Raw genomic sequence first — 13911 nt, 5'->3', positions numbered from 1 at the left:
ACGGTATCGTGTGCGCGTGAGGGGGAATTTGGCGTCGTACAATGCGCGATACGCACATCTGCCTTCCCTGCGAGGATCCATGAAGCATTCGGCGCATGCCGTAACCGACGCCGCCGTCGCCACGATTCGCGAGCGCATCGAACGTCAGGTCTATCCGGCCGGCGCGATGCTGCCGTCGCAACGCCAGCTCGCGGAGGAACTGTCGATCAGCCGCGCCTCGCTGCGCGAAGCCCTGTCCACGCTCGAAGCGCTGGGCATGGTCGCAATCCGTCCGGGCAAGGGCGTCTATGTCAACGACGCCTCGGCGCGGATCGGCGTGGCGTGGCGCTTCGCCGACCAGATATCGCTGGCCGACACCTATCAGCTACGCTATGCGCTCGAAGGCTTCTCCGCGCGCCTGGCCGCGCTTGCGGCCGGCAGCGCGGAGATCGAGTGGCTCACCGATAACGTGGAGTCGATGAAGGCCGCGCTGATCGAGGGCGACGTCGACACCGCCGCCCAACTGGACTTCGCCTTTCATCTGCGCATCGTCGGACTCGCCGGGAATGCGGCCATCGCCGATATTCTTCGCGGTAGCACCGAAATCGTGATGGAAAGTCAGCGCTTGCCGTTCTATCAACGGGAACTGGTCCTGTCCACCTATCATGAACATCTGGATATCCTGGACGCCTTGCGACGCCGAGACGGCGCCGCCGCAGGGGCCTCGATGGAGCGCCATATCGTGCTGGCGGCCCAGCGCGCGGGCATTCACTTCCCTATCCCCTCTGCGTATCCGTCTGCCGGCGGCCTTCCCCTCCGGGAGAACGCAGAGCGTACTGGTTCTCCACACGTTCAGCTTTGAGATGAACTGGAAATGCGCTATACTTTGAAGGTTTTAGTCATTTAACCCTCACCCTAGCGCCTACCCGCCTGACATCTCGTCCGCAGCCCGAGCATCCGCTGTGCGCATATTCCGCGCAATTCCGGTGCCCGCGCTGATGTCATCGCGAGCGGACGATGGGGCTGGCAGCAGGGTGAACCCTTCAGGAGTTTCCCGTGCTGCCGTCATTCCCACCCGCCATTCTCGCGCTCGCTGACGGCACGGTCTTTCGTGGGTACGCCATCGGCGCTGCCGGTCACACCATCGGTGAAGTGGTCTTCAACACGGCCATTACCGGCTATCAGGAAATCCTCACCGACCCCAGCTATGCGCGCCAGATCGTCACGCTGACGTATCCGCACATCGGCAACACTGGCGTCAACGGTGAAGACGTCGAAGCCACGAAAGTCCATGCCGCTGGCCTGATCATCAAGGATCTGCCGATCCTCGATTCGAATTTCCGCGCCGACAAGACGCTGTCGCAGTACCTGAAGGACGAAGGCGTTGTCGCCATCGCCGGGATCGACACGCGCCGCCTGACCCGGATCCTGCGTGAAAAGGGTGCACAGAACGGCTGCATCCTCGCCGGTGACGAAGCCGACGAAGCCAAGGCCATCGCACTTGCCCAGTCGTTCCCGGGGCTTGCCGGCATGGACCTCGCCAAGGTCGTCTCCACCACCGAACGGTATTCCTGGACGGAAACGGAATGGCGTCTGGGAGAAGGCTACGGCGAACAGCAGGACCCGAAATTCCACGTGGTCGCGCTCGACTACGGCGTCAAGCGCAACATTCTGCGCATGCTTGCCGAGCGTGGCTGCAAGGTCACGGTGCTGCCCGCGCAAAGCTCGGCCGAGGACGTGTTCGCCCTCAACCCGGACGGCGTGTTCCTCTCGAACGGCCCCGGCGACCCCGAGCCGTGCGACTACGCCATCGCCGCGACGCGGACCTTCCTTGAGCGCCGCATCCCGACCTTCGGCATCTGCCTCGGCCACCAGATCATGGGGCTGGCCGTCGGCGCAAAAACGCTCAAGATGAAGACCGGTCACCACGGGGCCAACCACCCGGTGAAGGATCTGGAGACGGGGCGCGTCGTCATCACGTCGCAGAACCACGGTTTCGCTGTGGACGCGAACAGCCTGCCGGCCAATGCGCGCGTCTCGCACGTCTCGCTGTTCGACGGCACGCTGCAAGGCTTCGAACTCACGGACCGTCCGGCATTCTGCTTCCAGGGGCACCCGGAAGCGTCGCCCGGCCCGCACGACATCGGTTATCTGTTCGACCGTTTCGTGAAGTCGATGGCCGACGCGAAGCAGCCCGCGTAAGTCGCGTCGCGACGACATCGGGAAACAGGAAAGGGAAACGCGCATCATGCTCGGAAACTCGATCGGCATAGTCAACCTCTGGACCTATCTGGCCGGGGTCGTGGTCGTCATTCTGCTGCCGGGACCGAACTCGCTCTACGTGCTGGCCGTGGCCGCACAGCGCGGCGTTCGCCAGGGCTACGCGGGCGCGTGCGGCGTGTTCCTCGGCGACACCATCCTCATGACGTTGTCGGCAGCCGGTGTGGCGTCGTTGCTGCACGCGCAGCCGGCGCTGTTCTTCGTCGTCAAGTACCTCGGCGCCGCCTATCTTTGCTGGATGGGCCTGAACATGCTGCGCGGGGCCATCGCCAACGTGCGGGCGGCACGCGCCCCTTCGGCAGCGGCCGATGCGGGCACCGGGGCTGCGGCCAAGCCGGTCGACGCGGATCACCCGTTCAAGCGCGCGCTGTTCATCAGTCTGCTGAATCCGAAGGCGATCCTGTTCTGCGTGTCGTTTTTCATCCAGTTCGTCGATCCCGGCTACGCCTACCCCGCGGTGTCCTTTGCCGTGCTTGGCGTGATCGTGCAGACGTGCAGTTTCCTGTATCTGAGCACGCTGATCCTGGCCGGTTACCGTCTGGCCGAGCACTTCCGGCAACGGCGCCGGTTGAGCGCCGGGGCAACCGGCGGCGTGGGCGCGTTGTTCGTCGGCTTCGGTGTGAAGCTCGCGACCGCGACGCTGAGTTAAATTTTTGTTGAGAACGTTATGCCAAAGCGCACAGACATCAAGAGCATCCTCATCATCGGCGCCGGCCCGATCATCATCGGTCAGGCATGCGAGTTCGATTACTCCGGCGCGCAAGCCTGCAAGGCACTGCGCGAGGAAGGCTACAAGGTCATCCTGATCAACAGCAACCCTGCCACGATCATGACCGACCCGGATACGGCCGATGTGACCTACATCGAGCCGATCACCTGGGAAGTCGTCGAACGCATCATCGCCAAGGAGCGCCCGGATGCGATTCTCCCGACGATGGGCGGCCAGACCGCGCTGAACTGCGCGCTCGACCTGCATCGTCACGGCGTGCTGGACAAGTACAAGGTCGAACTGATCGGCGCGTCGCCGGAAGCCATCGACAAGGCCGAAGACCGCCAGAAGTTCAAGGACGCGATGACCAAGATCGGTCTCGGTTCCGCCAAGTCGGGCATCGCCCATTCGATGGAAGAAGCGCTCGCGGTCCAGGCGCAGATCATGGCCGAGATCGGCGGCAGCGGTTATCCGATGGTGATCCGTCCGTCGTTCACGCTCGGCGGCTCGGGCGGCGGTATTGCCTACAACCGCGAAGAGTTCGAAGAGATCTGCAAGCGCGGCCTCGACCTCTCGCCCACGCGCGAACTGCTCATCGAAGAGTCGCTGCTGGGCTGGAAGGAATTCGAGATGGAAGTCGTGCGTGACCGCGCCGACAACTGCATCATCGTCTGCTCGATCGAAAACCTCGACCCGATGGGGGTGCACACCGGAGACTCGATCACCGTCGCGCCGGCACAGACGCTCACCGACAAGGAATACCAACTGCTGCGTAACGCATCGCTCGCCGTGCTGCGCGAGATCGGTGTGGAAACGGGCGGTTCGAACGTTCAGTTCTCGATCAACCCGAAGGACGGCCGCATGGTCGTCATCGAGATGAACCCGCGCGTGTCGCGTTCGTCCGCGCTGGCCTCGAAGGCCACCGGCTTCCCGATCGCCAAGGTCGCCGCGAAGCTGGCCGTGGGCTATACGCTCGACGAACTGCGCAACGAAATCACCGGCGGCGCAACGCCGGCATCGTTCGAGCCGACCATCGATTACGTCGTGACCAAGGTGCCGCGTTTTGCGTTCGAGAAGTTCCGCGAAGCCGATGCCCGTCTCACCACGCAGATGAAGTCGGTCGGTGAAGTGATGGCCATGGGCCGCACGTTCCAGGAGTCATTCCAGAAGGCCCTGCGCGGACTGGAAGTCGGCGTGGACGGCCTGGACGAAAAGTCGACCGATCGCGACGAGATCGTGGCCGAAATCGGTGAACCGGGCCCGGACCGTATCTGGTACGTGGGCGACGCATTCCGTCTGGGCATGAGCCTCGAAGAGGTGTACGCCGAGACCGCCATCGACCCGTGGTTCCTCGCCCAGCTCGAATCCATCGTCAAGAAGGAAAAGGCGCTCGCCGGCCGCAAGCTGGAAAGCCTGACGACCGGCGAACTGCGCTTCCTGAAGCAAAGCGGCTTCTCGGATCGCCGTCTGGCCAAGCTGCTCGGCACCGACCAGAGCGCCGTGTGGAAGGCGCGTATTGCGCAGAAGGTGCGCCCGGTCTACAAGCGTGTGGACACCTGCGCTGCCGAATTCTCGACCAATACGGCCTACATGTACTCGACCTACGAGGAAGAGTGCGAGGCCCAGCCGACCGACAAGAAGAAGATCATGGTCCTCGGCGGCGGTCCGAACCGTATCGGTCAGGGCATCGAATTCGACTACTGCTGCGTGCATGCCGCCCTCGCGCTGCGCGAAGACGGTTACGAGACCATCATGGTCAACTGCAACCCGGAAACGGTGTCCACGGACTACGACACGTCGGATCGTCTGTACTTCGAGCCGGTCACGCTGGAAGACGTGCTTGAGATCGTCGACCTCGAGAAGCCGGTTGGCGTGATTGTCCAGTACGGCGGCCAGACGCCGCTGAAGCTGGCGCTGGATCTCGAAGCGAACGGCGTGCCCATCATCGGCACGAGCCCGGACATGATCGACGCCGCCGAAGATCGCGAGCGCTTCCAGAAACTGCTGCAAGACCTGGGTCTGCGTCAGCCGCCGAACCGTACGGCCCGCGCCGAAGACGAGGCGCTCAAGCTGGCGTCCGAAATCGGCTACCCGCTGGTGGTGCGCCCGTCGTACGTGCTGGGCGGCCGCGCCATGGAAATCGTGCATGAGCCGCGCGATCTGGAGCGCTACATGCGCGAAGCCGTCAAGGTGAGCAACGACAGCCCGGTGCTGCTCGACCGTTTCCTCGACGACGCCATCGAATGCGATGTCGACTGCATTTCGGACGGCAAGGATGTCTACATCGGCGGCGTGATGGAGCACATCGAACAGGCGGGCGTCCACTCGGGCGATTCGGCCTGCTCGCTGCCGCCTTACTCGCTGTCGGCCGAGACCATCGCCGAACTCAAGCGTCAAACGGCCGAAATGGCCAAGGCGCTGAATGTGGTCGGTCTGATGAACGTGCAGTTCGCGATTCAGCAGGGCAATGGCGTCGACACGATCTACGTGCTCGAAGTGAACCCGCGCGCCTCGCGTACGGTGCCGTACGTCTCGAAGGCGACCGGCCGTCAACTGGCCAAGATCGCCGCCCGCGCGATGGCCGGTCAGTCGCTGACGTCGCAAGGCGTGACGAGCGAAGTCGTGCCGCCGTATTACAGCGTCAAGGAAGCCGTGTTCCCGTTCGTGAAGTTCCCGGGCGTGGACCCGGTGCTCGGACCGGAAATGCGCTCGACGGGCGAAGTGATGGGCGTGGGCCGTACGTTCGGGGAAGCGCTCTTCAAGTCGCAACTAGCCGCCGGCTCGCGTCTGCCGGCCTCGGGTACGGTGCTGCTCACGGTGAAGGACGCCGACAAGCCGCGCGCCGTCGAAGTCGCCCGCATGCTGCACGCGCTGGGCTACCCGATCGTCGCAACGCGTGGCACCGCTGCCGCCATCGAGGCCGCGGGTATCCCGGTGCGCGTGGTCAACAAGGTGAAGGACGGCCGTCCGCACATTGTCGACATGATCAAGAACGGTGAAATCGCGCTGGTGTTCACCACGGTGGACGAAACCCGCACCGCGATTGCCGATTCGCGCTCGATCCGCATGTCCGCCCAGGCGCACAAGGTCACGTACTACACGACGATCTCGGGTGCCCGTGCTGCCGTGGAAGGCCTGAAGTACCTGCAAAACCTGGAGGTCTACGACCTTCAGGGCCTGCATGCCCAACTGCCGGCCTGAATCGGCCGCGAGGTAAGGCGGGTACGCCCGGTGCGGTCGGATGTTGCGGCCGCACCGGGGAACGACGCAAAATAAGTGGCGCGCTCGACGGGGAACCGATCTCCGTCGAGGGCGCCAAATGCTTTGGATCTGCTTCAAACGTGCGTCGAATGTGGCGTCGCGCGGCACGACCGGTCCTCCGGTTGGCAGCGTCGGCAAGTCTGCTACACTAGCGCAACATAGGTGTCACAGCCGCGGTCGAGCGGCGTTCGCAGAAAGTGCGAATGCGGCTTTGCTGCGGCAATTTTTTTGTCTTTCGGAACAACGCGCATGAGTACCATTCCTCTGACCAAGCGGGGCGCAGAGCTGCTCAAGGAAGAGCTGCACCGCCTGAAGACCGTCGAACGTCCGAACGTGATCACTGCGATTGCCGAAGCCCGTGCGCAGGGCGATCTGTCGGAAAATGCGGAATACGACGCCGCGAAGGAAAAGCAGGGCTTTATCGAAGGCCGCATCGCCGATCTGGAATCGAAGCTCTCGGCAGCACAGATCATCGACCCGGCGGCGCTCGACGCCGAAGGCCGTGTGGTCTTTGCCGCGACCGTCGAACTCGAAGATCTCGAGAACGGCGGCAAGGTGGAGTATCAGATCGTCGGCGATGACGAGGCCGACCTGGAGCACGGCAAGATTTCGGTGAGTTCGCCGATTGCCCGTGCGTTGATCGGCAAGTACGCAGGCGATGTGGCCGAAGTGCAGGCCCCGAGCGGCGTGCGTGAGTACGAGATCATCGATGTCCGCTACGTCTGAAGTGACGTCTGCCAGCGGCGCGCCCCGGCTGGAACGGTTGTTCCGCCTGATCGCGACCGTCTGGTGCGGTAGTCAGTGGGCAATCGGTTATATCGTCGCTCCCACGCTGTTTGTTGTGCTGGAGTCGCGCACGATGGCCGGTACGGTTGCGGGGCGGCTGTTTCACACGCAGGCCTGGCTGAGTCTGGTCTGCGGCGTGTTGCTGGTCTGGCTCGCGACGGCGCTCATCGCGCGTGCGGCCGATGCCTCGGCGGTACGCAGCTATCGTGGCCTGCGCTGGCTGGCCGTGGCGATGATGGTGTGTGTGCTGATCAGCTCGTTCGGCTTGCAGCCGTTCATGGCGCAATTGCGTGAGCAGGCGCAAGCGTCGGGCGTCGACATTGGGCAATCGGCTTATGCGGCGCGCTTCGGCATGCTTCACGGGATTTCGAGCGGCATTTATCTGTTGCAAAGCCTGCTCGGTATTGCGCTGATCTGGCGTCAGCCGGTGCGCGGCTAATTGCCGCACGGGCGTCACGATGCCGGTCTCGCTGCCGACGCGTCGTCGTGGGCTGGCCGACGCGAGATCGCGTTGCGTCGAGCCGTATCAAGCGGCATCGAGATGTGTCACGCAACAAAAAACGCGCCCGACCGTGTCAGGGCGCGTTCTTTTGAGGGCGGGCGGATCGCGTCGGATTCGCGGCCATCGGCGGGTCAGTCGTTGCGCTGGCGCTTGACGCTGGTCTGGCGCTTTTTGGCGCGCTTGACGATACCGCCTGCGGTCATGCGTTCGTTTCCGGCGACCGTCACCTTCTTGACCGTCGGCCGACGGCCGGCGTTGGTGCTGGTCTTCACGACGGTCACCGTGCGCGGTGCGCGGCCCTTGACCGTGGCGCCGGTGCCGCCCGACCTGGCGCGAACGGGCATCGGCTTTTCATCCGGCGTGGGGCGGTACAGAACCAGCAGCTTGCCGATGTGTTGCACCGGTGCGGCGCCCAATTGATCGCAGATGGATTCGTAAATGGCCACGCGCGTGTCACGTTCGTCGCCGAACACACGCACCTTGATCAGTTCGTGGGCCTTGAGGGCGCCGTCGATTTCCTTGAGCACCGCCGGCGTCAAGCCGTCGGCGCCGATCAGCACGACGGGATTCAGCGCATGGGCGGCAGAGCGCAAGTCGGCGCGTTGCGCCGGGGTCAGGTTCAAAGCGGGCATAAAGACAAAGACAGACGAGACAAACGAGTTAGGATGCGCCCGCAACCCATGGCTTCAGGGCCGACGACGCCAGCGGCGGGTACCGGCCGGCTAACGGATTTTGGGCGCGCAAGGGCGTATTATCCTGCAAATTCGCAGTGTTTTTGAAGAATTATGGCAAAAAACCGTTTCAACCATGCGTGGTTGCACGATCACATCAACGATCCCTACGTCAAAATGGCGCAGCGCGAAGGCTATCGCGCCCGCGCAGCCTACAAACTCAAGGAGATCGACGAACAGGACCGGCTGATCAAGCCCGGCCAGGTGATCGTCGACCTTGGATCGACGCCGGGCAGCTGGAGCCAGTACGCCCGCAACAAACTCGCGGCAGGCAAGCGTGTGGATGGCGGCATCGACGGGACGATTATCGCGCTGGACATTTTGCCGATGGAGCCGATCGCGGACGTCCACTTTCTCCAGGGCGATTTCCGCGAGGACAGCGTGCTCGAACAGCTCGAGGAAATCGTCGCCGGGCGCAAAGTCGACCTTGTAGTTTCCGATATGGCCCCCAACTTGTCCGGTGTGGCCTCGGCCGATGCCGCGCGGATCGAGCACCTATGCGATCTGGCGCTGGATTTTGCACAGCGACACCTGAAACCGGAGGGCGCGTTACTGGTCAAATGTTTTCACGGCAGCGGCTATAGCCAGATTGTCGAAAAATTCAAATACCAGTTCAAAACCGTGGCGCCGCGCAAGCCGAAGGCGTCCCGAGACAAATCTTCCGAAACGTTCATTCTGGGTCGGGGTTTGAAAAAACCGGCTTGATGCCCGTCAAACGAGCGCACCGGCGCTATGGTGGCGGTAGAGAATCACTATAGCGGTGCGCCTGCGAGTGGATTAGAATGAATTCCTGGCGCGAAGCGATTTCATGAAGGAGCAACGCTTTGAACAATAATATGTTTTCCAAAGCGGCGGTGTGGTTAGTCATCGCGCTGGTCTTGTTTACTGTTTTTAAACAGTTCGACAAGCCGCACGTCCAGGAGGGCGTAACGTACTCCCAGTTCATGGACGATGCCAAGAACGGCAAGATCAAGAACGTGGTGGTGCAGGGGCGCAGCCTTCAGGTCACGCCCAGCGACGGCCAGAAGTACACCATCGTGTCGCCTGGCGACATCTGGATGGTCGGCGATCTCATGAAGTACGGCGTTCAGGTCTCGGGTAAGGCCGATGACGAACCGAACGTGCTCATGTCCGCCCTCTACTATCTCGGACCCACGTTGCTGATCATCGGCTTCTGGTTCTACATGATGCGACAGATGCAGGGCGGGGGTAAGGGCGGTGCCTTCTCCTTCGGCAAATCCCGCGCGCGCCTCATCGACGAGAATGCCAATCCGGTTACCTTTGCCGACGTAGCCGGTTGCGATGAAGCCAAGTACGAAGTCGGCGAGCTGGTCGACTTCCTCAAGGATCCCCAGAAATTCCAGAAGCTCGGTGGCCGTATTCCGCGCGGCGTGCTGCTCGTCGGCCCGCCGGGCACCGGTAAGACCTTGCTCGCGCGCGCCATTGCCGGTGAAGCCAAGGTCCCGTTCTTCAGCATTTCGGGCTCCGACTTCGTGGAAATGTTCGTCGGCGTGGGTGCTGCCCGCGTGCGCGACATGTTCGAAAACGCGAAGAAGCAGTCGCCGTGTATTGTGTTCATCGACGAAATCGACGCGGTCGGCCGCCATCGTGGCGCCGGCATGGGCGGCGGTAACGACGAGCGTGAGCAGACGCTGAACCAGATGCTCGTCGAGATGGATGGCTTCGAAGCCAACTCGGGCGTGATCGTCATCGCGGCGACCAACCGTTCGGACGTGCTGGATAAGGCGCTGCTGCGTCCGGGCCGTTTCGACCGCCAGGTCTATGTCGGTCTGCCGGATATCCGTGGTCGTGAGCAGATCCTCAAGGTGCACCTGCGCAAGGTGCCGATCGCGAACGACGTCGATGCCTCGGTCATTGCACGTGGTACGCCGGGGATGTCGGGTGCCGACCTGGCCAACCTCGTGAACGAAGCCGCACTGTTCGCCGCGCGCCGTAACAAGCGCATCGTCGAAATGCTCGACTTCGAAGACGCGAAGGACAAGATTTTCATGGGTCCGGAGCGCAAATCGGCGGTCATGCGTGACGAAGAGCGCCGAGCCACGGCATATCACGAGTCGGGTCACGCGGTGGTGGCCATGTTGCTGCCGGGCGCCGATCCGGTGCACAAGGTGACGATCATTCCGCGTGGTTGGGCGCTTGGCCTGACGATGCAGTTGCCGGAGCATGACAAGTATTCGGAATATCGCGACACGATGCTCACGCAGATCGCGATCCTGTTCGGTGGCCGTGCCGCGGAAGAAGTGTTCATCAACAAGATGTCCACGGGCGCTTCGAACGACTTCGAGCGCGCCACGAAGCTTGCTCGCGACATGGTGACCCGCTACGGTATGTCGGATGCCTTGGGCCCGATGGTCTACGTCGACACGGAGCAGGATTCGGTGTTCGGTCGCATGTCGGCCAAGTCGGTGTCGGAAGCCACGCAGCAGAAGGTCGACGCCGAAGTGCGCCGCATTCTGGACGAGCAGTACGCGCTGGCCAAGAAACTGCTGGAAGACAACCGCTCGAAGGTCGAGTCGATGACCGAAGCCCTGATGGAGTGGGAGACGATCGACGGCGAGCAGATCGGCGACATCATGGAAGACCGCCCGCCGCGCCCGCCCAAGGGCGGCCCGTCGAACGGCGGTGCCTCGGGTGGCAACCCGCCGCTCAAGCCCAGCAATACCCCGGCGACCGTCTGACGGACGCCATGACCGGGCGGGAGCCCTGTCACTCTAAAGGCCGGCATCTTGCCGGCCTTTTTGCATTTCGGCGGACCCACCGGGGCGGCGGGCCGTGGTGGCGACATCGGTGCTGCGGGCGTTGTGCACCAAATGCAAGACGGTGAATTTCGGTGTTACGGAGTGTTTCTGTGGTCGATGTGAGAGGCGATTCCGGTAACATTACGGCCATACAAGGCGTTCGTCCCTCGGGGCGCGCCGGGCTCCTCCGACGTTTTCGTCGCATGGGCTGCCATATTGGTTTTATTGAGCTACGAGCTTTCGAATGTCCACCGAGCAGTCGCAATCCCTTTCTCCTTCCGCTTCCCGTGGCGCGCCCGCCGACGCGGCGTCCGACATCGCTTTGCCCGCCAGCGTTGCCGAGCCTGTTGCAAAACCCGATACCCTGGCGCTCGGCCCGCGTTTCCGGCTAGATGCCCGTCGTGTGCATGTGATGGGCATTCTGAACGTGACCCCGGACTCATTTTCGGACGGAGGCAAGTATGTGGCACGTGACGCCGCCTTGCGCCACGCCGAACAACTGCTGGCGGACGGGGTCGACATTCTCGACATTGGGGGGGAATCGACGCGTCCCGGCGCCGAAGCGCTGCCCGAAGCCGCCGAACTCGATCGCGTCGTGCCGATTGTCGAAGCATTGCGCGATTGCGGCGTGCCGCTCTCCGTGGACACCTACAAGCCCGGCGTCATGCGCGCGGTCCTCGCGGCCGGCGCGGACATGATCAACGACATCTGGGGGTTCCAGCAGCCCGGCGCCATCGAGGCGGTCCGGGACAACGAAGCGGCGCTGTGCATCATGCACATGCTCCACGACCCGAAAACCATGCAGGATGCACCGATCTACACGGATGTGGTGACCGAAGTCGCCGCGTTTCTCGATGGCCGTGTGGACGCCATGCTCGGCGCCGGTGTTGCGCCGTCGCGTCTGTATCTCGATCCGGGATTCGGTTTTGGCAAGAATCTCGCTCATAATCTCGCCTTGCTCAAGCATTTGCGGGTGCTTTCGCGCGACGGGCTGCCGTTGCTCGTCGGCATGTCGCGCAAGCGGATGCTCGGTGAGATCACGGGGCGTCAGACGCCGCAGGAGCGCCGTGTGGCAAGCGTTGCCGCCGCGATCTGCGCTGCCCAGCAGGGCGCGGCCATCGTACGGGTGCACGATGTGGCGGAAACCGTCGACGCACTCAAGGTGTGGCAGGCCGTTCGCGACGCCGACTGAGGCGCCGCGGCGCCGTGTCGTCGCAGCGTCACGGCGTCACGGCGTCACGGCGTCACCGTGTCACGGCAATAAGGCGGCCGCGTCGCCCGGCGCCGATGGTGCCACCGGCGGCCCGGGAGCCATAAGACGCAAGACGCGAAACGCAAGGCACGGAAAACAGGACACAAAAGACGCGCGCGCAGGGACCGTCAACCGGCGCGACGCTTCAACAGGGAACGATGCAACGATGAAACGACGCTATTTTGGGACCGATGGAATTCGCGGCACGGTGGGTGAGAGCCCGATCACACCGGAGTTCGTGCTGCGACTGGGTTACGCCGCCGGGCGCGTGCTGGCCGGCAACCAGACGACGGGCCGACCCACGGTATTGATCGGCAAGGACACCCGCGTCTCCGGCTATATGCTCGAAGCCGCGCTGGAAGCCGGTTTTGCCGCTGCTGGTGTGGACACCATGCTGGCCGGTCCGATGCCGACGCCGGCAGTCGCGTACCTGACCCGGGCGCTGCGTCTCGCGGCGGGCGTCGTGATCAGCGCCTCGCACAACCCGTACCATGACAACGGCATCAAATTCTTCTCGGCGGACGGCAACAAACTGCCGGACCAGACCGAGCTTGCCATCGAGGCGGAACTGGATAATCCGATGACGTGCGTGCGTTCCGAGCAACTCGGCAAGGCGCGTCGTCTGGACGATGCCGCGGGCCGCTACATCGAGTTCTGCAAGAGCACGTTCCCCAACGATTTCGATCTGCGCGGCATGAAGATCGTGGTCGATTGCGCCAACGGCGCGGCGTATCACATCGCGCCGCATGTGTTCCATGAACTGGGCGCGGAAGTCATCGCCATCGGCAATCAGCCGAACGGCTTCAATATCAATGAAGACTGCGGCGCTACCGCCCCGGACGCCCTCATGCGCGCCGTGCGGGCGAACCACGCGGATCTCGGCGTGGCGCTCGATGGCGATGCCGACCGTCTGCAGATCGTGGACGGCGCAGGGCGTCTCTACAACGGCGACGAACTGCTGTATCTGCTGGTGAAGGATCGACTGAGCAACGGCGGCGTCGCGGGCGCCGTGGGCACGCTCATGACCAATATGGCCGTCGAGGTGGCGCTCAAGGATCTTGGCGTGCCGTTCGTGCGCGCCAAGGTGGGCGATCGCTATGTGCTGGAACAGTTGTACAAGCACGGCTGGCAGGTCGGCGCCGAAGGCTCCGGCCACATCCTTTGTCTGGACAAGCACACCACGGGAGACGGCATCGTCTCGGCGCTTCAGGTGCTCGCTGCCGTGCGGCGCGCGGACAACAAGCCGCTTGCGAAGCTCCTTGAAGGGGTTCGCCTGTTCCCGCAGCACATGATCAACGTGCGCACCCCGGCCGGTTACGACTGGCAGGCCGACACGCGTCTGGCTGCCGAGCGCGAGGCAATCGAGGCTCGGCTGGGCGACTCGGGCCGCGTGCTCATTCGCGCCTCGGGCACCGAGCCGGTGCTGCGCGTGATGGTCGAAGCGCGCGACGAATCGCAGGCCTCCGGCTTCGCGCAGCAACTGGCGAACGTGGTCAAAGCCGCCGCCTGATCGTTTTACCGTCTGGCGACGTCCGCTGCGATGTCGCCAGCCCCCCGCCAGCCCCTCTCCAGCCCCCTCTCCAGCCCCCTCGCAGCTTCCCCCACGCATCAAACCTTCCCATCGTTGTCACTCCGGGAACCAGAACCGCCAC

Annotated in this window: 11 protein-coding genes; 10 read left to right on the top strand and 1 reads right to left on the bottom strand. The window is 63.5% G+C overall.

The annotated features are described in order from the left end of the window. Window positions 1–79 precede the first annotated feature (79 nt). The 6 genes from AB870_RS14895 (at window position 80) to AB870_RS14870 (ending at window position 7454) form a co-directional block, all read left to right on the top strand. Window positions 80–841, top strand: a complete 762-nt coding sequence (locus AB870_RS14895) for a FadR/GntR family transcriptional regulator (protein ID WP_047905319.1) — start codon at window positions 80–82, stop codon at window positions 839–841. 194 nt (window positions 842–1035) lie between these two features. Next, window positions 1036–2181, top strand: a complete 1146-nt coding sequence (carA, locus tag AB870_RS14890) for a glutamine-hydrolyzing carbamoyl-phosphate synthase small subunit (RefSeq protein ID WP_047905318.1) — start codon at window positions 1036–1038, stop codon at window positions 2179–2181. Between the two features lie 46 nt (window positions 2182–2227). Next, on the top strand, window positions 2228–2908 hold the full coding sequence (leuE, locus tag AB870_RS14885; RefSeq protein ID WP_047905317.1) for a leucine efflux protein LeuE: 681 nt from the start codon (window positions 2228–2230) through the stop codon (window positions 2906–2908). Between the two features lie 18 nt (window positions 2909–2926). Next, complete coding sequence (gene carB / locus AB870_RS14880) at window positions 2927–6169, top strand: carbamoyl-phosphate synthase large subunit (protein WP_047905316.1); 3243 nt, start codon at window positions 2927–2929, stop codon at window positions 6167–6169. A gap of 309 nt (window positions 6170–6478) precedes the next feature. After that, complete coding sequence (gene greA, locus AB870_RS14875; RefSeq protein ID WP_047905315.1) at window positions 6479–6955, top strand: transcription elongation factor GreA; 477 nt, start codon at window positions 6479–6481, stop codon at window positions 6953–6955. Next, the gene (locus tag AB870_RS14870) at window positions 6939–7454 is read left to right on the top strand and encodes a DUF4149 domain-containing protein (RefSeq protein ID WP_047905314.1); all 516 of its coding nucleotides are present in this window, start codon (window positions 6939–6941) and stop codon (window positions 7452–7454) included. Before greA ends, AB870_RS14870 begins: the two co-directional genes overlap by 17 nt. Window positions 7455–7648: 194 nt before the next feature. On the opposite strand, the gene yhbY is transcribed toward AB870_RS14870, so the two are convergent. Further along, window positions 7649–8149 carry a ribosome assembly RNA-binding protein YhbY gene (yhbY, locus tag AB870_RS14865; protein ID WP_047905313.1) on the bottom strand — a complete coding sequence of 167 codons (501 nt, stop codon included), beginning with the start codon at window positions 8147–8149 and terminating at the stop codon, window positions 7649–7651. Window positions 8150–8302: 153 nt separating this feature from the next. On the opposite strand from yhbY, the gene AB870_RS14860 reads away from it, so the two are divergent. From AB870_RS14860 to glmM, 4 genes are all read left to right on the top strand, one after another. Continuing rightward, entirely contained in the window at window positions 8303–8953 is a 651-nt protein-coding gene (locus AB870_RS14860) for an RlmE family RNA methyltransferase (protein WP_047905312.1), read from the top strand. 119 nt (window positions 8954–9072) lie between these two features. Further along, window positions 9073–10947 (top strand): ATP-dependent zinc metalloprotease FtsH, encoded by a 1875-nt coding sequence (gene ftsH / locus AB870_RS14855; protein ID WP_047905311.1) that lies wholly within the window; start codon window positions 9073–9075, stop codon window positions 10945–10947. 472 nt (window positions 10948–11419) lie between these two features. Further along, a complete protein-coding gene (gene folP, locus AB870_RS14850; protein ID WP_237170136.1) occupies window positions 11420–12199 on the top strand; it encodes a dihydropteroate synthase in 780 nt (259 codons plus the stop codon). Between the two features lie 226 nt (window positions 12200–12425). Further along, window positions 12426–13769: a phosphoglucosamine mutase gene (gene glmM / locus AB870_RS14845; protein WP_047905310.1), complete on the top strand. Its 1344-nt coding sequence runs from the start codon at window positions 12426–12428 to the stop codon at window positions 13767–13769. The last annotated feature ends 142 nt before the right edge of the window (window positions 13770–13911 follow it).

Source organism: Pandoraea faecigallinarum (assembly GCF_001029105.3).
In the GTDB taxonomy this organism is placed as follows: Bacteria; Pseudomonadota; Gammaproteobacteria; order Burkholderiales; family Burkholderiaceae; genus Pandoraea; species Pandoraea faecigallinarum.
This window is presented reverse-complemented; position numbering and strand designations above follow the sequence as displayed.

What these genes read in the sequence shown, in the direction of transcription:
- AB870_RS14860 (WP_047905312.1), top strand. Translation starts at nt 8,303, where the DNA reads ATGGCAAAAAACCGTTTCAACCATGCGTGGTTGCACGATCACATCAAC.
- leuE (WP_047905317.1), top strand. Translation starts at nt 2,228, where the DNA reads ATGCTCGGAAACTCGATCGGCATAGTCAACCTCTGGACCTATCTGGCC.
- carB (WP_047905316.1), top strand. Translation starts at nt 2,927, where the DNA reads ATGCCAAAGCGCACAGACATCAAGAGCATCCTCATCATCGGCGCCGGC.
- AB870_RS14870 (WP_047905314.1), top strand. Translation starts at nt 6,939, where the DNA reads ATGTCCGCTACGTCTGAAGTGACGTCTGCCAGCGGCGCGCCCCGGCTG.
- greA (WP_047905315.1), top strand. Translation starts at nt 6,479, where the DNA reads ATGAGTACCATTCCTCTGACCAAGCGGGGCGCAGAGCTGCTCAAGGAA.
- glmM (WP_047905310.1), top strand. Translation starts at nt 12,426, where the DNA reads ATGAAACGACGCTATTTTGGGACCGATGGAATTCGCGGCACGGTGGGT.
- yhbY (WP_047905313.1), bottom strand. Translation starts at nt 8,149, where the DNA reads ATGCCCGCTTTGAACCTGACCCCGGCGCAACGCGCCGACTTGCGCTCT.
- folP (WP_237170136.1), top strand. Translation starts at nt 11,420, where the DNA reads ATGGGCATTCTGAACGTGACCCCGGACTCATTTTCGGACGGAGGCAAG.
- AB870_RS14895 (WP_047905319.1), top strand. Translation starts at nt 80, where the DNA reads ATGAAGCATTCGGCGCATGCCGTAACCGACGCCGCCGTCGCCACGATT.